20 protein-coding genes and 1 tRNA gene are annotated in these 22,624 nt (G+C 60.8%); 15 read left to right on the top strand and 6 right to left on the bottom strand.

Going from position 1 to position 22,624, the window contains the following annotated elements; genetic code table 11:
• The first annotated feature begins 151 nt into the window (after nucleotides 1-151).
• Genes NMB40_RS19365 through NMB40_RS19355 form a run of 3 tightly spaced genes read left to right on the top strand, consistent with a single transcriptional unit; the run spans nucleotide 152 to nucleotide 4,046 of the window.
• The gene (locus NMB40_RS19365; protein WP_494359521.1) at nucleotides 152-1,756 is read left to right on the top strand and encodes a hypothetical protein; all 1,605 of its coding nucleotides are present in this window, start codon (nucleotides 152-154) and stop codon (nucleotides 1,754-1,756) included.
• Between the two features lie 3 nt (nucleotides 1,757-1,759).
• The gene (locus tag NMB40_RS19360; RefSeq protein ID WP_494359520.1) at nucleotides 1,760-2,734 is read left to right on the top strand and encodes a hypothetical protein; all 975 of its coding nucleotides are present in this window, start codon (nucleotides 1,760-1,762) and stop codon (nucleotides 2,732-2,734) included.
• 7 nt (nucleotides 2,735-2,741) lie between these two features.
• Nucleotides 2,742-4,046, top strand: coding sequence for a TniQ family protein (locus NMB40_RS19355; RefSeq protein WP_482994475.1), 1,305 nt, complete (start codon nucleotides 2,742-2,744; stop codon nucleotides 4,044-4,046).
• Nucleotides 4,047-4,294: 248 nt separating this feature from the next.
• Here NMB40_RS19355 and NMB40_RS19350 read toward each other — a convergent pair.
• From NMB40_RS19350 to NMB40_RS19340, 3 genes are all read right to left on the bottom strand, one after another.
• Nucleotides 4,295-4,387, bottom strand: a tRNA-Ile gene (locus NMB40_RS19350).
• 327 nt (nucleotides 4,388-4,714) lie between these two features.
• Nucleotides 4,715-6,394: a hypothetical protein gene (locus NMB40_RS19345; protein ID WP_494359519.1), complete on the bottom strand. Its 1,680-nt coding sequence runs from the start codon at nucleotides 6,392-6,394 to the stop codon at nucleotides 4,715-4,717.
• Entirely contained in the window at nucleotides 6,391-7,296 is a 906-nt protein-coding gene (locus NMB40_RS19340; protein ID WP_494359518.1) for a hypothetical protein, read from the bottom strand. Before NMB40_RS19340 ends, NMB40_RS19345 begins: the two co-directional genes overlap by 4 nt.
• 427 nt (nucleotides 7,297-7,723) lie before the next feature.
• Between NMB40_RS19340 and NMB40_RS19335 the strand changes: the two genes are divergently transcribed.
• The 10 genes from NMB40_RS19335 to NMB40_RS19290 all read left to right on the top strand — a co-directional run bounded on the left by NMB40_RS19335 (nucleotide 7,724) and on the right by NMB40_RS19290 (nucleotide 17,903).
• The gene (locus tag NMB40_RS19335) at nucleotides 7,724-8,395 is read left to right on the top strand and encodes a thermostable hemolysin (protein WP_494359517.1); all 672 of its coding nucleotides are present in this window, start codon (nucleotides 7,724-7,726) and stop codon (nucleotides 8,393-8,395) included.
• Complete coding sequence (locus tag NMB40_RS19330) at nucleotides 8,392-9,888, top strand: AMP-binding protein (RefSeq protein WP_494359516.1); 1,497 nt, start codon at nucleotides 8,392-8,394, stop codon at nucleotides 9,886-9,888. The genes NMB40_RS19335 and NMB40_RS19330 overlap by 4 nt, the downstream gene beginning before the upstream one ends.
• Nucleotides 9,885-10,559 (top strand): iron-containing redox enzyme family protein, encoded by a 675-nt coding sequence (locus NMB40_RS19325; RefSeq protein WP_494359515.1) that lies wholly within the window; start codon nucleotides 9,885-9,887, stop codon nucleotides 10,557-10,559. Before NMB40_RS19330 ends, NMB40_RS19325 begins: the two co-directional genes overlap by 4 nt.
• Entirely contained in the window at nucleotides 10,559-11,395 is an 837-nt protein-coding gene (locus NMB40_RS19320; protein ID WP_494359514.1) for an SDR family oxidoreductase, read from the top strand. Before NMB40_RS19325 ends, NMB40_RS19320 begins: the two co-directional genes overlap by 1 nt.
• A complete protein-coding gene (locus NMB40_RS19315) occupies nucleotides 11,376-12,044 on the top strand; it encodes a tetratricopeptide repeat protein (RefSeq protein WP_494359513.1) in 669 nt (222 codons plus the stop codon). Before NMB40_RS19320 ends, NMB40_RS19315 begins: the two co-directional genes overlap by 20 nt.
• A gap of 24 nt (nucleotides 12,045-12,068) precedes the next feature.
• On the top strand, nucleotides 12,069-12,743 hold the full coding sequence (locus tag NMB40_RS19310; protein ID WP_494359512.1) for a response regulator: 675 nt from the start codon (nucleotides 12,069-12,071) through the stop codon (nucleotides 12,741-12,743).
• 17 nt (nucleotides 12,744-12,760) lie between these two features.
• On the top strand, nucleotides 12,761-14,128 hold the full coding sequence (locus tag NMB40_RS19305) for an ATP-binding protein (RefSeq protein ID WP_494361104.1): 1,368 nt from the start codon (nucleotides 12,761-12,763) through the stop codon (nucleotides 14,126-14,128).
• 269 nt (nucleotides 14,129-14,397) lie between these two features.
• Entirely contained in the window at nucleotides 14,398-15,093 is a 696-nt protein-coding gene (locus NMB40_RS19300) for a VIT1/CCC1 transporter family protein (RefSeq protein ID WP_494359511.1), read from the top strand.
• Nucleotides 15,094-15,207: 114 nt separating this feature from the next.
• The gene (locus tag NMB40_RS19295; RefSeq protein ID WP_494359510.1) at nucleotides 15,208-15,927 is read left to right on the top strand and encodes a response regulator transcription factor; all 720 of its coding nucleotides are present in this window, start codon (nucleotides 15,208-15,210) and stop codon (nucleotides 15,925-15,927) included.
• On the top strand, nucleotides 15,924-17,903 hold the full coding sequence (locus NMB40_RS19290) for a PAS domain S-box protein (RefSeq protein WP_494359509.1): 1,980 nt from the start codon (nucleotides 15,924-15,926) through the stop codon (nucleotides 17,901-17,903). Before NMB40_RS19295 ends, NMB40_RS19290 begins: the two co-directional genes overlap by 4 nt.
• A 37-nt stretch (nucleotides 17,904-17,940) precedes the next feature.
• Here the strand turns inward: NMB40_RS19290 and NMB40_RS19285 are convergent, their stop codons facing one another.
• Nucleotides 17,941-18,660: a helix-turn-helix domain-containing protein gene (locus NMB40_RS19285; protein WP_494359508.1), complete on the bottom strand. Its 720-nt coding sequence runs from the start codon at nucleotides 18,658-18,660 to the stop codon at nucleotides 17,941-17,943.
• A 200-nt stretch (nucleotides 18,661-18,860) separates the two neighbouring features.
• Between NMB40_RS19285 and NMB40_RS19280 the strand changes: the two genes are divergently transcribed.
• Nucleotides 18,861-19,634: an SDR family NAD(P)-dependent oxidoreductase gene (locus NMB40_RS19280; protein ID WP_494359507.1), complete on the top strand. Its 774-nt coding sequence runs from the start codon at nucleotides 18,861-18,863 to the stop codon at nucleotides 19,632-19,634.
• Between the two features lie 63 nt (nucleotides 19,635-19,697).
• Entirely contained in the window at nucleotides 19,698-20,291 is a 594-nt protein-coding gene (locus NMB40_RS19275; RefSeq protein ID WP_494359506.1) for a GNAT family N-acetyltransferase, read from the top strand.
• 47 nt (nucleotides 20,292-20,338) lie between these two features.
• Here NMB40_RS19275 and NMB40_RS19270 read toward each other — a convergent pair whose 3' ends face one another.
• Together NMB40_RS19270 and NMB40_RS19265 are read right to left on the bottom strand one after the other, a co-directional pair.
• Complete coding sequence (locus tag NMB40_RS19270; RefSeq protein WP_494359505.1) at nucleotides 20,339-21,037, bottom strand: hypothetical protein; 699 nt, start codon at nucleotides 21,035-21,037, stop codon at nucleotides 20,339-20,341.
• A gap of 92 nt (nucleotides 21,038-21,129) precedes the next feature.
• Entirely contained in the window at nucleotides 21,130-22,524 is a 1,395-nt protein-coding gene (locus tag NMB40_RS19265) for an MBL fold metallo-hydrolase RNA specificity domain-containing protein (RefSeq protein ID WP_494359504.1), read from the bottom strand.
• Between the last annotated feature and the right edge of the window lie 100 nt (nucleotides 22,525-22,624).

Genomic DNA, 22,624 nt, shown 5'->3' with positions numbered 1-22,624 from the left:
AAGATGCACGACCGCCTCGGTCCTTAAAGCCAAGCCATCCGCCACCATCCAGCATGTAATTTATCTGTTGGCGTCTCGCCAGCTCTACGCCCCGCTCACCAGCTGCCGTGTTGAGGACGAGACCCTCCCTCTTGGTACTGAGCAGACCGCCATGCAAATACTTGACCGCCACTGGATGGATGGCCTGGCGTCGTCACGCGAAGACCCCAACGTGGTCGACGAATTCCTTTCGGGCAGCGGCAAGGCGCGGGAACGAGCAGTTAAGCGGTTGACCACACTTGAGAGAATGCGCGACGGAACCCAGCAATGGACTCGACACTATCGGGAACTGAACCGGTCACTGCGCTCTGGCCGTGGAACAACTGAGCTAAGCCATCTGGTACCCAACTTTGCTAACTGTGGCAACTCCATAAGTAGGTTGTCACTCGAGCAGAGGAACCTAGTGGCAGAGTTCGCAGATCGATGGAGTAAAGGCGAGTGGCCAAAGCCAGGACATGCTTACACTGCCTACCTCAACGAAAGCATCTTACGATCGCTTACGCAGGTATCCAAGACCACGCTCTACGCAGCGTTCAAAGCAACCGATCCAGCTCAACGCGCACTCAGATCTGGGGGGCTGCGCGCCTATCAGAAGCAAGCGCGACGATCACATCCATTCGATAGAACCGAGCCACCGGCACTCGCCCAGCATACAGTTCATATAGATGCAACCCCACTGGATGTGAAAGGGCTACTGAATCTTGGCGCTCATTCGGTGGTTGATCGAGGAACCGTATACGTGGCTCGCGATTCACATGGCATGCCCTTGGCATGTGCATTCATCCTAGGCTCGGCTCGAGCACAGGGTCTTGCCATCCTCCTACGTGACTATGTGAAGCGCAATGGGGAGCTGCCTACCGTGGTTCACTGCGACCGCGGCCCCGAGAACGAGTCGACTTGGCATCGCGGGTTTGCTTTGGGACGATACACGCTCAGCATCAACCCGACTGCTGCGGCGAGGTTCAATCAGCCAGCAGAGGATCTGATTAACCATATCAACAACGATGTCACGCATTGGTTGAAAGGAAACACACTGAATGATCGAATGGGTCGAGCAGTCGACGGTCGGTTCAAGAGTGCGCGAACTGCTGCGCTGGCGCTTCCATGGATATGGGACGCAGTTGAGCGCTATCTATTTGAAGAGTTCCCTGACAGCCATCGCTCAGATGGCATTTCATTCCGACAGGATCGAGATACAAGGCTCACTAGCCTAGGTCTCGGCGGATCGCCATGCGACTACAACGATGATTTTCTCATCGCAACGTCGCTGCCGCAGCTTAAGTTCACCGCCAGCGAGCAGCTCGGCGTGAGGACTACGAACGGCGTCTACCTTAATTCAAGAATGCAGGACCTCCTACGCACGAGGACTCCTTCAGACATCCGTGCGGATTGCGTCAACCCGTCTCTTCTGTGGGTGCAGGTCGGCGCGCAGTGGTTCAAAGCCCTAAGGAGCGATGCGGCGCAGATTTTTGATCTACACCCTGTCGAGCAGATCGCCAAATACTGCCGCGATCCACTACTGAGGGCGATTCACCGTTTGCATCGTGAAGAGCTCGCCCGGCAGCGGCTTAGCGCAATGAGACGTAACGAAGAGCAATCAGCAAATGAGAAATCAGGCATGACAGTCCCGTCCGCACTTTCGGAAGGAGAGAGCTCCGAGAATGCTTCTTACGCGGATTTGGAGATGCCTACGCTCGATGAGTATGGGGAGCTATAGACGATGAAGTCATTCAAGCATCCACTGGGTGAGTCAGCTGCTTCCGAGCTTCGCCATGCTATTGAAAGGGTCTATCCAGGACACATAGTTGCCCTTGTGGGGCTAGGTGGCGTAGGAAAGAGCACTGTAGTCGGCCGCGTCTGTAGTGATCTATATGGGTCATCATCTATGTGGCCGGATAACGTCACACCCGTTGCAAGAGTGATGGCAATGTTGCCGGATAAGGCGTACTTCAATTCCCTCGGATTCGTAATCTCAATCCGGAGAGAAATCTCCTTTCCAAACATCAGTTGGTTGCAGTTCGGGCCTTCCGAATCGGCGTGGGCAGCTCGGAAGATTGCCGAAGTCCTTTCAGCATCGCTCATCCTTGCAGCAGGAAGGAACAACACTGAAGCTGGCGAATGGGCGTGCGCCGCTGACCTCGCCCGACTTTGTCGAACCGAGGTTCTTGTGGTTGAGCACGCAAATGCTTTGTTGAGGAACCATCGCGACAAGAAGCCCGCCCAGCATCTCCAGAACCTCATGTCTTGGGGAGAGAGGACCGGGACCAAGATTGTGCTGCTAGGCGTCGAAACTCTGCCGGATCTATGGAACTCATCGGTGGAGCTTTCTAGAAGGATGACAAAGATATGGCTTCCACCGTATGGGGCTGGATCGGATGAGGAGCTACGCGTCTTCTGCTCGGTATTTGCCCAAATGCTGGAAGGCTATGAGTCCGACCGTGCCCAGGTGCTTCGCAAAATCAGGATGATCCATGACTCAACCGGCGGAATTATCGGTCAATGCAGGCGACTCCTTGAGGATGCAAGCAAGCACGGGACTCAGCGCATCACAGTTGAGTCGCTGAGGGGGGGCATACAGCATCCTGACTCAATTGCCCAAATATGGGAGTCCGTATCAAGGTTCCAACGCATCTCCGCCCCTGCTGCTGAGAATGAACTCATGCGCGCGAAAGCGCGTGGGCTAGCGTTGGGATGAGGCGCTGATGGCTTGGAGGCCTCTTCCATGTGACGAGCTCATTGGCCTCGATACAATGATGGTCGAGTCGCTGCACTCCTGGTTGTCACGCCAACTACAGCGAAGTGCGTGTCACCCGAAATCGATCTATCGAGCCCTAGGTCTATCGGAGGGAAACTACTGGCCTTCCACTTTTGACGGCCTGTCGTGCGCAGGAGCAGTTGCAGTGGATCGCCTTTCGGTGCTGATGGACGCGGCTTCAGTGAAAAGGGGAACCTTCCGTTGTCTGCACGAGATCGCTTCCAAGGGATTCCAGGGTTGCAGCCCTCAACATATTCGTTGGTGTCCAATTTGCGCTGGCGATTCCACGCAAAAGCACTATCTTCCGCTGGTATTCACACTCGAGGGATGTAGGGTCTGCCCGACCCATGGTTGTAGGCTTCTGGAGAGGTGTCCCTATTGCCATGCAGTTCAGCGGAGGAGCTGGGACCCATGCAGATGGCGCCAGTGTCATGGGTGTCGGTCGAGTCTTGCTGTCCAGCCAAACTTTGAGGCCGCGACTCGGTATGACACCTGGGTGCAACATCAGAGCGAACAGCTCATCGCATTTTGCTCTACTCAAGGAAGGGAGGCTGTAGGCATCAACGTACTGCTGGAGTTCCTTGAAGGCCTCTCGCAGCAACGCACTGGCACCGCCACGCAACAGGCGACCTTCAAGATTGGATCCCGACGAGTCGGAGGCGAACCGCTCACGCTTAGGAGGTTGATGATTCTAGCGGCGTGCAGTGGCGTCGGTGTAGTCGACATCCTTGAGCGGCCGTCCGAGGCAGCTGCCGTGCCGCTCTTCGCGCCTTGGCGTAGTCAGAGATCGCTACGAGTCGAAGCTCGGGCACCTGAGCTAGAGGTGGCAATTAACAGCATTGCAATGGATGGCGCTTGGCTGCTCACCAATGGATACGTGCCAGAGATATCTGCCATAGCCAGAGGGATCGGCATGCCGACTTCTATGATGGACGATCTTGGCGGCAGTTCTTGGGACGCCTATGAGGACTATGGCCGGCGATGTAGATTTAAGTATTACTTGCAAGCTGAAGCTGCGCTTCCTCAAACGATAAGGGAAGCGCTTCTTAGATTGGATGGCAAGAGCCGGTCAGGCGGCCTGTACGAGGCCATACGAGCCGGTAGGGTTGCGCTGAAAAAGGTGGACAGCGAAGTGACATCAGTAATCTGCCTAACTGCGATGCGCATTGCCGTGCGATTTAGGTACCCCTCAGTCTCAACGAACGAATTCGAGCGGATCTTTGAGCAATCCTGCCTGCGGCACCTAGGCTAGGTTGCCAACCGAGGAGAATTGCCGCCATCCGGCAGTCAAACAGCGTTTGGTGGATTGCGGGTGTTCCCAGGCGCATTCATCCCACAGATGGCCGGCCACTGCGAGGTAGTGAAGGTGCCGACAGTGGCGGCATTGACGAGCCAGGTAGCCCCAGGCAACGCTTGGTTCCACGTGCCCACTGCCCCTTAGACGACAACAGGTCCGGCATTGCCGCTCTATGACCGCCGGTCAGCGTGTTAGTGGCGGAATGGTGCCCCCGGCCGGGATCGAACCGGCACTTGCCGCTTATCTGGCGCTGACGGGATATAAATCCGCTGCTCTACCAATTGAGCTACGGGGGCGTGATCGTTGCGATCACGCCGATATTCGAAAGTGAGTCTCTTGGGAGGGCTTGACGCTCATCTGGTGAGCATATCAGGGAATTGGTCTCCATGCCTTGGCCATAGTGTGCCAAAACGCCTCGCTCCACCTCCTCAATAGTCTGGCGGCATGAACCATCACCAACCTCGGCACTGGGCATGACGAACTGCCGGCGCTGTCGCCTTGCTGCCATGTCTGCTACCGGCCAAAAGGAGACATCACTCCCTTTCAATCGGGTCGGACCTGCAGAAAATGGCAGCTCCTCAGGCGAATCGCTAGTAGTCACGGCCGCTGACCGAGCCACTAGGCTAGTTAATGCGACTGCCTTCCCTGCAATAGGCGATGTACCACGTTGGTAGGGGATGGCGATGCAGGCGCGCCGACAAGGCCGTGAGGGCGGTCCATGGCTCCGCATGCCACCCCAGTTGAGTGGAATCACCGGCACCCTCCGGGGCGCGCAGAGATGCCCGAAGCTCAGCAGCAGTGTCCCTCTCGAAACCCGCTAGAACACGCGAGACGCTGATCGAATCAAGTCCGTGGCCCGACCCGGTAAATGTCTCAATCTCCCGGGTGGAATACCATCTCTCAAGGGTGACATCCGACAGATGGGGCTCAAGGCCTCGCAAAAGGGCTAACGTCGGTTCATCCTGCAGTACAGCAGCCACGGTTGCGAGCATCGGGGCAAGCGTCGTTGTTTTGAAGAAGTCACGCTGGCCCGACTTGCCGGTGAAATGGACCGCAATTGCGTCCTCTAGCAGGTCCGTGTCGACTGGTAGGAGTTCGCTGTCCAACACCGCACGCTGAAACTGCCGAGCCACCCCCTGCAGGATTACCCGCACGTTATCGTCGGAGCATTCCTTCATCAACGCAGCGAAGATGAGACTCAAGTCGATGCCTTGGCCGTCCAGTAACGGCCTAAGAGCGATCGAGTGGGTACTGATTACCGCAACAATGTCCCCAAGCACCACGCGGCGTCGGGCCTCAACTCTCTCCATTCGCTGGAGGAGCAGCAGAAGCGTCGCAAGACGACCTAGCTCTTCAAATACGACGTCGGCATAGAAAACTGGGTTTGGTCGCTGACGCACGAGTGCCCGGGCATTCTTCAGAGCTGGGAGGGTCTTGTGGAAGTATTCCGTCAGCGCATGGACATGAAGTTCCAGCGTCGCGTTGAGACGGCCTTGGAACTCAGCGTCGCCTATCAGCCCCAAGTGGACTGCGCTCGACCACATGCGAAGTGCCAAGTACTCCCCTCCGACGACTGCGGGCTTAAGGTTGCTCTCAGTACCACCCCAGACCACCAGAACACCGTGGCCCATCGCGGCCGCTGCACAGCGACGCAGGAACTTCCGTCGCTTTGTGGCCTGGCTATCGGCCGCCTCGCTGCTAGGCGTAGCCAACACCTTCTCGATGAAGTGCATGAAGCGCTGAACTGACGCCTGGGTGTCCTCAAGCCCAGCCAATGCTGCACGAAGATCGGACTTGCCATGCCCCAAGAGCAATGTCTCGTCGAAGACATGCTTTTCGATCAGCGGCGTGAGCTGGTCGATGCACCAGAAATCGAACGTAAAACCAGGCCGGGCGTTGACCTCGTCGGCGAGTCCCGCGAAACCGGTGGCTGCTTCTTGTTTCACGACTCCACTGGAGACAACCACGACGTGCTTAGGCAGTGATCGCTGGCCCTCGCTCAGGCGATTGCGCGCGAAGTCGGTGCATGCCTCGCGCGTAGACGGCTGAATAGCCTGCTGCCCGGTGAAGAGATCCTCCCGACGGATATCGCCGAACTTGATGATGAAGAGGTAGAGCTGTTCATTTCCTTCGGGGTCGGTGTAGCTTGACAGGATGTCAACACCCGCCTGCGGTACACCGACCTGGGGCCGACTGAGAACGGAGTGTCCCATCCCGATCAGCAGCTCTGGCAGCAGAGCGTCGAGCTCATTTCGCTCCTTTAGACTGCCGATGTAGTTTTGAAGGACTAGCTGTAAGCTCACGGCTGAATGCTCTGCCAGAGGCGATTGCGACGAAAGCGCCCGATCACCGGATCCGTAAGTTCTGAAAGCGGCAGCTCGACCGAGAACTCGTGCGAGAACATCGGGATTGCCATCTCTTGCGTACCTTCCTCACCTTGGACCTCGATCACTGGACGGTTTGCATACTTGAGCCTCACTTCACGGAATACACCACGGAACACGGATGCCTCATCCGCTCGGCGGTGGATATCGCGATGCTCATTGCGTTTGAGCGACGAATGCAGGAGGCGCATATCCGCCGTCATGCCCAGTTCTCTGAGCTGCGGCAGACCGTCGAGGATCCGCAGTGCTTCACTTGCCTTACGAAGCGCTTCGACGGACGCATCGAGGGCCTGAAAGCTTGAATCCGACGAGGCTAGAAGATCAACCGTACTGACAAGCAACTGATCAATGTGGTAGTCGAGTAACTCCCTTGTCTGGATACAAACAGCATCGCTGTTCGGAAACTCGCGCGCCGCACTCAACGTCCAACCGAGCGAGATTGCCGGGGCAGCGGCGAGCGCACACAATCGGCGGGCTGTGGTGATCGCGTCTGCTTCGGACACTCTTGTTAGATCGTAAGATTGCGGGAAACGTTGGGCGAGATGGGCGATGCAGGCCTGATGCAAGAGGGCCTTGCCCAGTCGGATATCGCTGTCGCCTACCAGCCAGCGCGCTAGGGCAATCGGAAAAAGTACTGGCGATTGCACAACTGCATGCAGACAACTGTCAATATCGTAGCTACCGAGCTGATCGCTTTCGTTATCTTGCACGGTTTGAAGGGCAAGCTGTGCGAGGCGTGCCAGCAACTGATCGTCCAGGTCCGGGGCACGTCCGCCACCGACCAGCTGCAGATAGATATCTAGACCTTCGGCATCTCGCACAGGCATCTCCAAGGCAACCAGCACGGCATAGGACTTAGCCTATCATCTCATGGACGGTCAAGCCTCTTCGCCCGCCGTTTCCCGCCCCAAGTGCGAGGCACGTCTCTAAAGGGATTGGATTGGGTTTGACTGCCACTATGTGCGCCATGGGTCGGAATCCGACGCTCTCGCTTACGTAAAGATGCGATCCCTGCGGGGCGTCCGCTTTCGGCCAGAAGCGGACACACTCCCTACCCCCGATAAACATCTCTAATCCTCCGCGCTGCCAGCGATTGATCAGATGCACATCGCGCACACGCACTTGCTCCTGAGAGCTTGGAGGTTGTCAGGCCGATCGGGCCACCTCAACGAAAGTCTTCCCAAAAGCTAATGACTGCTTAACTAACGGCTAATTGGTCCTTAATCCAGGCCGGCCAGCATGCTCGCCATGTCCTGGATTCCCACCTCTCTCGCTGTCAAGTTCCCGTCGATCCTGCCGCCGTCGCAGGTGGTGGGCCCGCAAGACTCAAGCCGCAGCGAGGTGGAGCAGTTCATCGCCCACGTATATCGCGAACGCTACGGTGCCACCCTGCACGCGTTTCTGCCCCATCTGCTTGCGTTCCGGGATAGCCATGGGCACCTGGTGGCGGCGGTCGGCATGCGCGTGGGCAGCGAAGGTCCATTGTTTGTCGAGCAATATCTCGATGAACCGGTGCAGGCCATCCTCTCGCATCGGGAGATCGCCAACGTGGGCCGCGACCGCATCGCTGAGATCGGCAACTTTGCCGCCACCACCCCCGGCGTAGCCCGTGAGCTGATTGTCCGGTTGACCGAGATGCTGCATGCCGCACGCGTGCGCTGGGTGCTGCTCGCTGCCACCCAACAGCTGCGGAACGCCCTCGACCGACTGCATCTGGTGACGGTGGAACTTGGCGAAGCAAGCCCAGAGCGACTCACCGGCGATGCCTCCCAGTGGGGCAGCTACTACCAGGCCCGGCCGAAGTTGGTCTGCGGGAATGTCGCTGCCGGACGTGCGTTCTTGCATCAAGCACGAAAACGCGATTCGCGCGCCAAGACGGATCCTCATCCATCTCTGCAAGCCATGGCGGGGGCGCAATGAACGCACTGACCTCTCCCCTGATCGCCGGTCTCGGCGGGCGCAAGGCACGTGTGCTCACTTCCAGCGCGGAAATTGGCGATGAGCAGATCCGGCAACGCGCATTGCGATTGGCTAGTCGGCTGGACCTGCAAGGCATCGACCGCGTCGCAAGCCAGCTGGACAACGGTATTCACTGGCTGGTCTTGGATCTTGCCGTGCGCGAGCTTGGCGGCGTGCATGTGCCGCTGCCGACGTTCTTTTCCCCTGAACAGATTTCCCATGCCCTTGAGTCCAGCGGCGCCCAATGCGTGGTCACCGCCGGCGGTGCGCCTGCGCCAACAGGCAGCACGGGCGCACTGGGGACCCTGGATGGCGGGACGTTCGCCCAGTGGCGGACCTGTCCGGCGACGTCGGTCGACCTTCCCACTGGCACCGCATGCGTGACCTACACCTCCGGCACGACTGGCCGCCCGAAGGGCGTGTGCCTGTCGGCCGACACGCTGCTTACGGTGGCCAGTTCACTGGTGCAAGGGTCGTCGGCGATTGCGCCGCGCCGCCACCTCTGCCTGATGCCGCTCTCCACGCTCCTGGAGAACGTCGCCGGGCTGTATGCAACGCTGCTCTCGGACGCGCAGATCGCGCTCCCGTCGCTGGCGGAGATCGGTTACACCGGCGCCTCGGGCCTGGACGTGCCGACGCTGTTGCGGTGCCTGCACCGCTATCAGCCGGAGAGCGTCATCCTGGTGCCTCAGCTGTTACTGGCGGTGGTGATGGTCGCCGAAAGCGGTGCTCCCCTGCCCGCCTCGCTGCGCTATATCGCCGTCGGCGGCGGGCGCGTGGGGCCGGGATTGCTTGCACGGGCGCGCGCCCTGGCCCTGCCGGTCTTCGAAGGCTATGGGCTGACCGAATGTGCCTCGGTGGTGTGCCTCAATCAACCCGGTGCTAGCCGGGATGGCAGCGTCGGCAAAGTGCTTCCACACGCTCGTATCGCCATTGTCGACAATGAAATCCAGGTCGATGGGGCACGCGCACTGGGCTACCTCGGTGCCGAACCGCTTCCAGACGGTCCCATCCGCACTGGCGACCTGGGCCACGTCGACGCTGACGGATTCGTCCACGTCACCGGCCGCCGCAAGAATGTCTTCATCACCGCCTTTGGTCGTAATGTCTCGCCGGAATGGGTGGAAAGCGAGCTTCTCTCCCATCCAGACCTGGCCCAGGCGGTGGTATGGGGCGAAGCACAGGCCGACAACGTCGCCGTGCTGGTTCCGCGTCGCGCCGACCTGGACGATGCCGCCCTCGCCCGCGCCGTAGCCGAGGTCAACGCAGGCTTGCCCGACTACGCCCGCGTCTCGCGCATCGTGCGCGCACCGGCGCCATTCTCTGCAAGTACCGGGCTGCTCACCGCCAATGGGCGCCCGCGTCGCGACGCCATCCTGTCCCATTTCCAGGCCGAGGTCGATGCGAGCTATCGCCGTCCCGCCTCCGTTCCTTCCACGGGAGTATCCGCATGAGTTTCCATTCCGAACTGCTCGCCCAGACCCAGCAAGAGCGGTCCACCCTGATCTCCGTGCCGATCATCCAGTCTGCGCTGGGGGGCCAGATTGCCCGCGAAGATTACGTCGCCTTTCTGGGGCAGGCCTACCACCATGTCAGGCACACCGTCCCGCTGTTGATGGCCTGCGGGGCGCGTCTGCCGGCCCGGCTTGAATGGCTGCGCACCGCCATTGGTGAGTACATCGAAGAAGAGATGGGCCACCAGGAGTGGATCTTGGACGACCTTGCGGCCTGCGGTGCTGACCGCGCCCAAGCCGCCGCCAGCCTGCCGTCACTGGCCACCGAGCTGATGGTGAGCTACGCCTACGACACCATCCACCGCGGCAACCCGGTCGGTTTCTTCGGCATGGTGTTGGTGCTGGAGGGAACCAGCGTGGCGCTGGCGACCCGTGCGGCCAACACGATCCAGACCTCGCTCGACCTGCCGCGAAACGCGTTCAGCTACCTGCTGTCCCACGGCGACCTGGACATCGAGCATGTCGGTTTTTTCGAAGGGCTGATGGAGCGCTTGGACGATCCGGCGGATCAGCAGGCCGTCATCCACGCCGCCCGGCGCTTCTACGTGCTGTATGGCGACATCTTCCGCACGCTGCGTCAGGACGGCGTGCGCTGGGCGGAGGCCGCGTGATGAATCTCGCCGGGAGGACCGTCATCGTCACCGGCGCCAGTGGCGGCATCGGCGTGGCGCTGTGCCACGCGTTGGTCCAGGCCGGCGCCTCGATCATGGCCGTCGGGCGCAACCGCAGCCGGCTCACCACACTTGCCGCCGCGCTACCGGCCGGGCGCGTGCACACCGTGGTCGCCGACCTGTCCGCGCCACTAGGCCGCTCCCACCTGATCGCTGCGATCGGACAGGCAAATGTCTCCCCCTCGATGCTGGTGCTGGGCCACGCCCAGAGCGCGTTCGGTCTGTTTGAAGACCAGCACCCCGATGAGCTGGAAAACCTGCTGCAGACCAACCTGGTCGGCTCGGCGCTGCTGATCCACGCCCTGTTGCCGGTCTTGCGCTGCCACGAACAGGCCAGCGTTGTTGCCATCGGCTCCACCTTCGGCAGCATTGGCTTCGCCGGCTTCGCCACCTACAGCGCCAGCAAGTTCGGCCTGCGGGGGCTCATGGAAGCGCTGTCACGGGAACACGACGGCACCGGCCTGAGCTTCCAGTATCTCTCCCCGCGCGCCACGCGCACCGCCTTCAATACGCCTGCCGTCGATGCGCTCAATGCCGAGCTCAAGGTCGGCAGCGATGCGCCGGAGGCCGTCGCCGCTGCGCTTGTCCACGCTATCGTCCAAGGCGACCGGCGCCGCCAGCTCGGCTGGCCGGAAAAGCTGTTCGCGCGCATCAACGGCATGTTCCCCGCGCTGGTCGACCGCAGCCTGCGTGCCCAGCTTCCCATCATCAGGCGCCACGCCGCTCAAGCGCAGCCCATCCACGAGGACTCCTCCCATGAAGCAACGTCACGGTAAAACCATGTTCATCCTGCTCATCAGCGCGTTGGTCATGTTGGTCGGCATTGCCTGTGCCGCCGAACCGGGAACGCCCATGACGGTCGCCCAGTTGCGCGACCGCTGGGCCCAGATCAACTATCAGACCAGTAAGCCGCAGCGACAGACCGCGTTCGAGGCCTTGGCCAGCCAGGCAGCGAAGACCCGCCAGACCGAGCCGGGTGATGCCGGTGCACTGATCTGGGAGGGTATCGTCCTCTCCAGCCTCGCCGGCGAGAAAGGTGGCATGGGGGCGCTCAGCCTGGTGAAACAGGCACGTGCGGACTTCGAGGCCGCCCTGAAGATAGACCCCAACGCACTGCAGGGTGCGGCCTACACCAGCCTGGGAGCCCTTTACTACCAGGTGCCGGGGTGGCCATTGGGATTCGGCAATGACGAAACCGCAGCGGCCATGCTCAAGAAGGGCTTGGCCGTGGACCCGAGCGGTATCGATGCCAACTACTTCTACGGGGATTTCCTGCGCGACCAGAAGAACTGGCAAGGCGCCCGGGCAGCGCTCGAGAAGGCGATTGCTGCACCTGCCCGCCCCGGCCGGGAAGTCGCCGATGCCGGCCGGCGCGCCGAAGCGACCGCCAAGCTCAACGAGGTCCGGGGCCACCTTGCCAAGTAAGCCCGGGACAACGAGACTGCCTGCATGCGCATCCTGCTCGCCGAAGACGATGCATCACTCGGGGAAGGTATCCGGACCGCCCTACGTCGAGCGGCATACGCCGTGGACTGGGTGCAGGACGGTGCCTCCGCGCTGACCGCCATCGGCGACGGCGACATCGACCTGGTTGTGCTGGACCTGGGTCTGCCACGACTGGACGGGATCGACGTCATTCGCAAGGTTCGTGCAGCGGGCGGAAACGTGCCCATTTTGGTCCTCAGCGCCCGCGAGCGGGCGTCTGACCGCACCCTTGGGCTGGACGTGGGTGCCGACGACTATCTGGGCAAGCCGTTCGACACCCCCGAGCTGCTTGCCCGCGTCCGCGCCCTGCTCCGCCGCAGCCTAGGCCGTGCAAAACCGACGTTGGAAGCGGGTGCGCTGAGCCTGGACCCGGCCCGTCTGACTGCTATCTGGAAAGGGCACACACTGGACCTGACCCGCAGGGAGTTCGCCCTGCTGAGACTGCTCATGGAACAACAAGGCAGGCCGCTTGGGCGCGAGACCATCCAACAGCACCTGTATGGCTGGGATGAGGACGTGGCAAGCAATGCCGTGGATGTGCATGTCCATCAGCTGCGCAGGAAGCTGGATCCCGGCATCATTCGCACCGTGCGGGGGATCGGCTATGCCTTGGGCGACCCCTCGGATGCAACTGCATGACGTCCATCCGTCGCCGCCTGCTGGTCGTGTTGCTGGGGGTGCTCTCCCTGCTCATGCTGCTCGCGGCCGGCCTGAGCTACCGGGCTGGGTTGCAGGAGGCCGGAGAGATGTTCGACGCCCGGCTGGTGCAGTCCTCACGGGTACTGTTGAGCTTGGTGGACGAGCCGCTCAGCGATCTGAGCGCATTTCCCGGCGATCCGATCGTCCTGCGCGGTTGGCACGGGCGCGCTGAGGGCGTGGGCGAGGCATTGGCCTTCAAAGACGGACATGCCTACGAGAACAAGCTGGCCTTTCAGATATGGACGCCTGAGGGTCGCCTGCTCCTTCGATCGGACAGTGCGCCCACTGCGCCAATGGCGAGCTTGTCGCCGGGCTACGCGGATGTCGACATAGACGGGGCGCAGTGGCGCACCTTTACGCTGCGCTCGTCACAGGGTCGCTGGTTTCAGTCTGCCGAGCGCTCGGACATCCGCCAGGAGCTGGCCGAGGACATTGCCATCGGCACGCTGCTGCCGCTGTTGATTGCGCTTCCGGTGATGGCCTTGGTCATCTGGCTGACGGTCGCCTGGGCGACGCGCTCGTTGCAGAAAGTCTCCACCGAAATCGGTGAGCGTGACCTCGATCGAATGACACCCTTGGATGACACGAAGCTCCCAAAGGAGGTCCACGGCCTGGTTCGCGCGGTAAACGAGCTTCTGCAGCGGCTTGATCTAGCCTTGGCACGCGAGCGTCGCTTTATCGCCGATGCAGCACACGAGCTGCGCACGCCGATCAGCGCAGTGAAGGTTCATGCAGACAACGCGCGGCTGGCCATGCTTGATGAAGAACGCCAAGAGTCACAGCGGTTGCTTTCCCGAGGGGTCGAACGGGTTGAGCGCTTGGTATCACAGCTGCTGTCGCTGAGCCGAACCGAGCGCAACATCAGCAAGGATACGTTTCGCAAGCTGAGCTTGGACGCCCTGGTGAGCAACGAGGTTGAAGAGCTCAAGGCCTTGGCGGCTTCCAAGAGTCAGGTCATGAACCTCGTTCTCGACAAAGCGGACGTCTTCGGCGACGAGTTCTCGTTGGGCTTGCTGGTTCGCAACCTCGTCGAGAATGCTATACGGTATACCCCCAAGCATGGGGTCGTGGTGGTATCTACCGAACAGACGGGCGAGCAATGCGTTCTTACGGTGGAAGACTCCGGACCCGGCATTCCCAAGGACCTGCAGGACCGCGTCTTCGACCGTTTCTACCGTGTGATCGGAAGTGGCGCGGAGGGCAGCGGATTAGGCCTGTCTATCGTCCAGGAGACATTGGACGTGCACGGCGGGAAGATCAGCCTTGGAACGTCGCAATGCCTCAACGGGTTGAAGGTGACTGTGAAACTGCATACCAACGCGTAGCCTCCTAGGTGGCGTCCTTGGTGGCGCGGGTTCAAAGAGCATAGTGAATTCTCCCCCAGGCAATAGCACAGGCGGTCGTCCATCCAAGTGCACGAACATTTTTGAGATGTTCTGCTGAACAAGGTCTATGAGATCTAACCTGACAACTTGCAAGCTGACCATTATTGATCCGCGCAACCCAATGTTGGGGGGACCGCCCGAATAGACGCCTAGTGCCTTCAGCGGGCTGGGAGTACCTTCAAAAGCTCGACACAATCCAAGGACATGTCATGAGCCACGGAGAATTTCATCGCAGTCAACGCGGCGGCTGGTTGCGTGCCGGAGTATTGGGTGCAAATGATGGACTTATATCGACCAGCAGCCTGGTCGTCGCCATGGTCGGTGCTGGCGCGGTAACTCTAACGATACTTGTCGCGGGCCTCTCAGGACTGATCGCCGGTGCACTCTCGATGGCGGCGGGCGAGTACGTTTCAGTCAGCTCTCAGGCAGATGCGGAAAATGCAGACGAAGAGAAGGAGCGCGGGGAGCTGCTGAGCCAGCCGGACGCAGAGTTGCTTGAGCTGACAACCATCTACGAAAAGAGAGGGTTGACGCGACGGCTTGCTGAGGAGGTTGCCCGCGAGCTGACCGCGCATGACGCGCTGTCAGCACATCTGAGGGACGAACTGGGCATTCACGATGCCCTGAAGGCAAGGCCACTCCAGGCAGCAGGTGCCTCTGCAATATCATTTGTCGTCGGCGCCCTGCCCCCGGTTCTTTTGGCTGCAACCCTGGCGCATAGCAACCTGGCGGGAGTTGTCGTCGTAACCACGCTATGCGTCCTGGCCGCGCTCGGGGCTGTTGCGGCGCGGCTCGGTGGAGCGTCCCAACTGCGTGGCGCGCTCCGGGTTGTGGTCTGGGGCGCCATCGCAATGGGGGCCACCTACGCCATAGGGGCGTGGTTTGGGGTGCTGACCGCGCCATGACCAGGACCCTCCGGAAGAAGCAGTGGAGCCTTCGCAAAGATGAATCAAGGGCTTGCCACGTGCAGGTCGCAGCTAAGGGTATGATCATCCAAACTATGCCGTAAGGGCGCGTCGATGGCAGTGCTCGAACGACCCCTGATCCCCCGGCCGCGCATCCTCTTGGTCGAAGACGACGAGGCCATTGCCGGCCTCACAGCCCGCTTCCTGCAGAATCACGGCGTCGAGTGCCACATTGCCGCAGGCGTTGCGGCGGCGGAACAATGCCTGTCCCGAGGGGGGGTTGACCTGATCCTGCTGGACCTCGGCCTGCCAGATGGGGATGGGCTGACGATGTTGCGAGATCAGTCCTGTCAGATTCCGGTCATCATCGTGACCGGCCGAGGTGACTCGGTGGATAGAGTCGTGGGCCTTGAGCTCGGTGCCGATGACTATGTTACCAAACCGTTTGATTACCGCGAACTGCTGGCCCGCATACATTCGGTGTTGCGGCGTGCACAGCATCCGTCGCCATCAGTCAGAGATACTTTCCGCTTCGATGGGATACTCCTCAACGCCTCGGAGCGGGTGGTGCTTGACCGTAACGGCAACGCGATCCGCTTGACCTCGGCCGAGTTCGACCTGCTTTACGCGCTGGTTCAAGGCGCCGGCAAGGTACAGAGCAGAGATCAGCTGATGAATTCGCTACACAGGCGCGATGCGGGCCCGTTCGATCGTGCTATCGACGTCCACATCGGCCGACTAAGGCGCAAGCTCGAACGTGATCCTTCGCAGCCTCAGCTGATCCAGGCGACCCGAGGCGTCGGCTATCGGTTGGCTGCCAGCGTGTCGCCGTGACCGCACTGATGCTCCCACAGTTGTTTGATATCGTTCCTGATGCGCTGCTGCTGGTGGATGCAGAGGGGCGCATCATCCGTGCCAACGGCAACGCAGAGCGTCTTTTTGGTTATGGCGGTGACGGGCTCGTTGGCCTCGCCGTGGAAGCACTGATGCCGGCCGACGCGAGAGAGCGACATCTCCAGCATCGCCTCGGTTACATGTCGTCTCCGCGCGTCCGACCGATGGGCCAATCCGATCAGGTGCTGGTCGGCCAGAAGGCGGACGGTCAGCAGTTTCCGGTGGAAATCGCGTTGAGTCCGATCGACACCACACACGGACGACACTACTTGGCGTCGGTGCGCGATATCTCGGAGAGTCAACGCGTTCGGCAAGCCCTGGTGCGGGCCAGCTATGATGCCTTCATTGCGCGGTTGGGACAGATGGCACTGGACGCGGGCAGCGAGCAACAGCTTGTTCGCTCACTGCCTGGCATGCTTATCGATGAACTGCAGGCCGACGCAGTCGCGTTGGCCTTTCCTGAGTCGGACGGTCAAGCCATGGATGTGCGCGTTGCCGGACAGATCAACCGCGAGGCCCTTGAACACATACTGTCGTCACGCTGGGCACTGATTGAAGCGTCGCTTCCAGTGGACCGCGCCACCATTCTTGATCATCGGCAACTGGAACTGCTGGGCGAAGCTGGTGAGGGGTTTGCGTGTGGTGCAGCAACGCTGCTCCGTGACCGCGACCAGCCGACAGGGATTCTGATGGTACTTTCCACAGATACGCGACCGATCCAGCACGACATCCTTCATCTGATACAGGGCGTCGCAGTCCTGGTTGCGGCGATAATGCAGCGCCGCAGAACGGCGGAGCAACTCGCCCACGCGCAACGCCTGGATGCGCTCGGCCAGTTGACCGGCGGTATCGCGCACGATTTCAACAACTTGTTGACCATCATCTCCGGCAGCCTGCAGCTTCTTGATGACGAGTACGCCGCTCACCAAAGCGCGCGCGATCTGATCGCAGGCGCCCTCCACTCAGTGGCGCGCGGAGCATCTCTCACCTCCAAGCTGCTTGCCTTTGCAAGACGCCAACCCCTGGCTCCCCAATCGGTCAAGCTTCACCAGCTGGTCCACGATCTGGGCACCATGCTGCAACGAATCCTGGGCGAGTCATTCTCGTTGACGATCGAATGCCACCGTGGCCTCCCACCAGCGCATGTGGATCCCTGCCAGCTTGAGACAGCGTTAGTCAACTTGGTGTTGAATGCACGCGATGCCCTTCCGGGAAACGGCGAAATCCTGCTCTCCGTTGGCGAGCAATGGGTCAGACCGCAGGAGATGGAGGAGCTGCAGGCAGGGCACTACATTGTCATCCGGATCGCGGACCGCGGCATGGGCATGTCCGCCAGTACCGCTCGACGTGCAGTCGAGCCCTTCTTCACCACCAAGTCGATGGGTCAGGGGAGCGGCCTTGGCCTGAGCATGGTATATGGCTTCACGAGGCAGAGCCGAGGCATGTTGCACATTGACACCGTCCACGGCCGAGGCACAACGGTAAGCATGTACCTCCCGGTCGCCACGTCCCTGCCAGAGCGCGTGCTGCCCCCGCGACATCGTGTGGAGGGCGCGCGGCAGACCATTCTGGTGGTGGAAGACGATCCCGGCGTGCGACGGGTTGCCGTATCGTTTCTCCAAGCGGCGGGCTATGTCACTTTGGAAGCATGCGACGCGGTCGAGGCACTTGCGATCGCAAAGATGCATCCGGATACGGCCTTGGTCTTCAGCGACGTCATGCTGGGAGGCGCGATGAACGGCCATTCGCTGGCATCCACCTTGCGCGAGCAGCTGCCCGGCTTGGCGGTGCTCCTGACCACTGGCCACGATGACGCGCCCGATGCCACTCCCGACCTCGGGCACTGCGGCACCTTGCTACGCAAACCGTATCGGCGCGAGGATCTCTTGCTCGCGGTCCAGCAACTGATCGCTTGACAGCGCTCTTCGCACCCGACATGGGCGCCTCAAGAGATCAGTTCAGCGTTGTTGACTGCGCACGCAGGCGCGGCAGATCGACGATGCGTATATGCGAACGACTGACCTCGATGAGGCCTTGATCCTGCAACCTGTGCAACGCGCGGACGACTGTCTCGATCTGCATGGCAAGAAAACTGCCGATGTCGGCACGCGTCATGCTGAGCAGCATCTGTGTCGCGCTGAAACCGCGCTCGGCCAGGCGCGTGGAATAGTCAAGCAGGAACGATGTCAACCGCTGCTCGGCATTCAGGCTGCCGAGGGCGAGCATCCATTGCCAATCCCTTCTTATCTCCGAGGCAAGTATCCCGGTCAAGCGCGCCTCGAATTCAGGAAGGCACTGACGCAGAAGGAAGGGCTGCAGATCCCACACCTCGCCGTCATCCAGCGCGATCACGTCACATGGATACACAGCCAGGTCCAGTGCTTCCTGACCGAGCAGTTCGCCGCGCATCGGGAACGCCGTCACACGTTCTCGGCCATCTTCACTGATGAGAGCACTTTTGAAGATGCCCGACCGCACCAGGAACAATCCACGAAATGGCTGGCCTGCGCGGATGACGTGCTGCTTCCTGCGAACGCGGCGTCGGACCAGGGGCATACCCTGCAGCAGGTGCTCCAAGCTCCCGCCAACACCGGCGGCGCCGCTGCCTTGAAGGCCGAGCATGGGTTCCACACCCGCCGTTTCAAACGTGACGTGACTGGGAGTGTCCCACATATCCGATCCTCAATCTGACCCATACCTAATCTAGGCACGGGCGGGTGCCTGGCGAATGGCGGTGGAGAACTGTTTTGTAAAGATCTGTAAAGAACCGCTTCTCTTGATGCAGGTCAACATGCCCTCTTCCGGTACGCCGCCAAATGAAGATAGGTATGGGCGGTGCTGTGCGCACCTCCGGCCTAAAGAGGACGCTTTAGATGAATCGATTAAAAGGAAAGGTCTGCATAATCACAGGGGCGTCGGTTGGCATTGGCCGCGCATGCGCAGTTCGCATGGCCGAAGAAGGCGCCGCGGTAGCCCTGTTCGACATACATGACGGAGAAGGCAACGCATTGGTCAATCAGCTGGCTGGCACTGGCTCTGCCGCGATCTACTGGCACGTCGACGTTCGTCAGGAAACCAGTGTGCACGATGCCATCGACGCCGTCGTGGATCGGTTTGGGCGTCTGGATGTCATCGTCAACAATGCCGGAATCGCTGGCGCCAACCGTCCGACCCAGGAGCTCAGCGAGGCCGATTGGGACCAGGTCCAGGCAGTGAATGTCAAAGGCGTCTTCTTCTGCACCAAGCATTCCCTGCCCCACATGCGCAGGAACCATGCCGGCAGCATCATCAATCTTTCTTCCATCTATGGCTTGGTGGGCGCAGCGGACCTTCCCGCCTACCACGCATCCAAGGGCGCGGTCACGCTGATGAGCAAGACCGACGCGTTGATCTATGCGAGCGACGGCATTCGGGTCAATTCGGTGCACCCTGGCTTCATCTGGACTCCGCTTGTCGAGCAGCACTTGCGAGACAGCGGTACCGCTGATCTGGTTGCCGGTAGACACGCGCTGGATCAACTGCACCCGTTGGGCCATGTCGGTACGCCGGACGATATTGCTTGGGGAGTGGTCTACCTTGCATCGGAGGAATCCCGGTTCGTCACGGGCTCGTCCCTGGTGATCGACGGTGGCTACACGGCGCGCTGAGGTTGCACGTAACACCACGTACGTTGATCTGCGTCAATTCGCTGGCTCCGGAGGGGGCCTAGCATGCAAGCGTCCCCATTCGCCTCGGCTGCCATGAACACTCCAGACCTCTCATCCCCCCTATCTCCCGAGCTCTTTCCACGCTGGATAGAGGTGCTGCGCGACCGTACGAAGGTATTGATTCGACCCGTCACAGCGGCGGACAGGGATATGGAGCGCGCGTTCATTGAGGGCTTGTCGCCACAGGCCCGCCGCTTCCGGTTCCTGGGCCAGATTCGGTCGCCCAGCGAACAGTTGCTGACGCAGTTGACGGTACTGGACCACACTCACCAGGTCGCCTTTGCTGCGGTCGTTTCTGACGAGTCCTGTGAGCAATTGATCGGAGTGAGCCGTTACAGCACCAATGCCTCCGGGGATGCCTGCGAGTGCGCAGTGACGGTCGCCGACGAATGGCAGGGACGTGGATTGGGCGTGATTCTCATGAACCACCTGATTGCCATCGCCAAGTCGCGAGGAATCAAACGGATGTACTCGATTGATGACGCCCAGAACACACATATGCGGGATCTGGCCAAGCATCTTGGCTTCAGCAGCCATATCGATGACGAAGACCATTGCCAGGTGATTCACGAGTTGCTCCTCGATTCCAGTACATGAGATCGCGAAAGGCAACATCGTGTGCGCCTTCTGCCGTGCTCACGCGATCACAGCGCTCCCGTTCCGAACGAAAGACAGCCCGCGCACGTCCCGTCACCATCCCCCCATCGCATCGGCTTGGGGAACAACGCATGCAGCGCCTGTCGGTCAGTGACTGCTGGGTACTCCAGAAAGTGTGCGGCTACCGCATTGACCGAGTCCGTCGTGGCCAGATAGATGCACACATCGGCCAGCCCCGACGCTCGTGCCAGGGTAGCTTTGGTGGTGACCGGTGCCGCATACACCAACAGCGCCGGACCATACATGCGGGCCATTCTCAAGGCAGCTTCAGTGGTGGAGGCTGTCGCTGAGCCGTCATCGAGCACAATGATCGTTCGCTGCTCGATTCCGGCAGATGAGCAGATTCCGCAGCGACCGCGATACGCCTGAGCCTGGGCCAGGAGCGATTGCTGCACATACTCGTGACCTGCTTCGAAGGCGTTGGCTTCTGGGCCGTCCAACGACGGTGACCCTTCCGCCCTCGCCCGTCGGCCGGCGGCCGCGACATGGAATGATGCAGATACACGCACGTCAGCTATTACCGCGAGCCTAAGCTGCGCCCCAAGCGAATCTGCGATGAGGCGTCCCACGGGCAGCACGGTACACGAAACAGCAAGTAGCGATGCCCGGGTTCGCTTGTACGCACTCAACGCGTCTGCGAGCCCGAGAGCTGCTTCAACCCAATCGCGGAAGACAAGGTGTGTCACGAAAGTATCCCGTTTTTCAGAAGATTCGCTCTCTCCGCCCATGCCGACGGGTGCCAACGACCTACGGCGTCTGCAGCCATGCCGGACCTTACTCAGCCCGGGTCGAGATCAATGTGCTGTAAGTACTCGGGGATGCATGCAGACCAATGCAGCTGCCGCTCAATGGCTAACCTCAGAGCGTCGGCAGCGTCTGGCTCTCCGTGTGTGATGAAAACTTGCCGCGGAGTCGTCTGTGCCGTGCGCAGCCAGCTTAGAAGTTCATCGGCGTCGGCGTGGGCAGAAGCTGCTTCCACCTGTACCACCTCGGCACGTATCGGCACGTCCTGACCATAGATTCGCAGTAACTTGTCACCGCGCACCAATGCCGCCCCGCGCGTTCCCCCTGCCTGGAAGCCTGGCAAAAGGATCATGTTGCGACAATCCGGGCCGAAGGCGATGAGATGATGAAGAATGCGTCCCCCGGTCAGCATTCCACTACCCGCGACGATGATCATAGGGCCTTGCCGAAGGTTGAGGGACTTGGATTCCTCGATGCTATTGACGAACCGGGTTGCCGCGTGCAACCGCTCCAGTGCGGCGTCATCGAGCAGATGTTCGCTTCTGTATTTGCCATAGAGCAAGGTGACGTCCTTGGCCATGGGGCTGTTCAAGTAGATCGGGGCGCGCGGGATCCGCCCTTCCGCCTGCAGGGTGGCGATCACGTGTAGCAGCAGCTGGGCGCGACCCACCGCGAACGCCGGAATCATCACCACCCCACCGCGCCCGAGCGTCCGCCGGATCGGCTCGACAAGCAGGTCCGTCAAGAGCGCCGTCGGATGGTGCCGATTGCCATATGTTGACTCCACTACAACCCAATCCGATGCTGGCAGCGACGAGGGAGCGCGCATCACCGCATCGTTCGAACGGCCGACATCACCACTGAACGTGATGCGCCTGCCCCGATGGACCAGCGATACCGATGCGGCGCCAAGAATGTGTCCCTGCGTGTGAAACGTAGCCGTTATGCCAGGCACCGGGTCAAAGGCATCGGAAAAGTCGACGACCCGCATCAGGTCAAGGCACCGTTGCGCATCGCCCACGGTGTAGAGCGGCTCGGCCGGATGGTGTTTCGAGCTGCCGCGCTGATTGGCGTGGCGCGCCTCCTCCTCCAGCAGGTGCGCGGCGTCGGGGAGAAGAATTCCGCATAGATCCCGGGTGGCCGGTGTGCACCACACTGGCCCGTGAAATCCCTGCCTGATCAGACGTGGCAGATATCCGCTGTGATCCAGGTGCGCGTGGGTGAGCACCACCGCATCAATGGAAGCGGGATCCACGGGAAACGGTAGCCAGTTCCGCAATCGCAGCGTTTTGTATCCTTGGAAGAGCCCGCAATCCACCATGACGCGGGCGCCGCCGGCCTCTACCACGTAGCGTGAGCCGGTGACGGTATCCGTCCCGCCCAGGAATGCGACGCCAAGACGGGTCGCATTGTGAGGCTGATCGTTCATGTACATGGATCACCTGGGAGGGCGTTGCATCAGCCTTGCGGCGACTTAGCCCGGAGTTGCTCGGCAGTCGATGCCCGGTACGGGAGAACTGGGTTGACAG

This window comes from Stenotrophomonas sp. FBCC-B152 (assembly GCF_059134105.1).
Note: the sequence above shows the minus strand (reverse complement) of the source record. Positions and strands in the feature narration are given on the sequence as shown.

What these genes read in the sequence shown, in the direction of transcription:
- NMB40_RS19365 (WP_494359521.1), top strand. Translation starts at nt 152, where the DNA reads ATGCAAATACTTGACCGCCACTGGATGGATGGCCTGGCGTCGTCACGC.
- NMB40_RS19360 (WP_494359520.1), top strand. Translation starts at nt 1,760, where the DNA reads ATGAAGTCATTCAAGCATCCACTGGGTGAGTCAGCTGCTTCCGAGCTT.
- NMB40_RS19355 (WP_482994475.1), top strand. Translation starts at nt 2,742, where the DNA reads ATGGCTTGGAGGCCTCTTCCATGTGACGAGCTCATTGGCCTCGATACA.
- NMB40_RS19335 (WP_494359517.1), top strand. Translation starts at nt 7,724, where the DNA reads ATGTCCTGGATTCCCACCTCTCTCGCTGTCAAGTTCCCGTCGATCCTG.
- NMB40_RS19330 (WP_494359516.1), top strand. Translation starts at nt 8,392, where the DNA reads ATGAACGCACTGACCTCTCCCCTGATCGCCGGTCTCGGCGGGCGCAAG.
- NMB40_RS19325 (WP_494359515.1), top strand. Translation starts at nt 9,885, where the DNA reads ATGAGTTTCCATTCCGAACTGCTCGCCCAGACCCAGCAAGAGCGGTCC.
- NMB40_RS19320 (WP_494359514.1), top strand. Translation starts at nt 10,559, where the DNA reads ATGAATCTCGCCGGGAGGACCGTCATCGTCACCGGCGCCAGTGGCGGC.
- NMB40_RS19315 (WP_494359513.1), top strand. Translation starts at nt 11,376, where the DNA reads ATGAAGCAACGTCACGGTAAAACCATGTTCATCCTGCTCATCAGCGCG.
- NMB40_RS19310 (WP_494359512.1), top strand. Translation starts at nt 12,069, where the DNA reads ATGCGCATCCTGCTCGCCGAAGACGATGCATCACTCGGGGAAGGTATC.
- NMB40_RS19300 (WP_494359511.1), top strand. Translation starts at nt 14,398, where the DNA reads ATGAGCCACGGAGAATTTCATCGCAGTCAACGCGGCGGCTGGTTGCGT.
- NMB40_RS19295 (WP_494359510.1), top strand. Translation starts at nt 15,208, where the DNA reads ATGGCAGTGCTCGAACGACCCCTGATCCCCCGGCCGCGCATCCTCTTG.
- NMB40_RS19285 (WP_494359508.1), bottom strand. Translation starts at nt 18,660, where the DNA reads ATGTGGGACACTCCCAGTCACGTCACGTTTGAAACGGCGGGTGTGGAA.
- NMB40_RS19280 (WP_494359507.1), top strand. Translation starts at nt 18,861, where the DNA reads ATGAATCGATTAAAAGGAAAGGTCTGCATAATCACAGGGGCGTCGGTT.
- NMB40_RS19275 (WP_494359506.1), top strand. Translation starts at nt 19,698, where the DNA reads ATGCAAGCGTCCCCATTCGCCTCGGCTGCCATGAACACTCCAGACCTC.
- NMB40_RS19265 (WP_494359504.1), bottom strand. Translation starts at nt 22,524, where the DNA reads ATGAACGATCAGCCTCACAATGCGACCCGTCTTGGCGTCGCATTCCTG.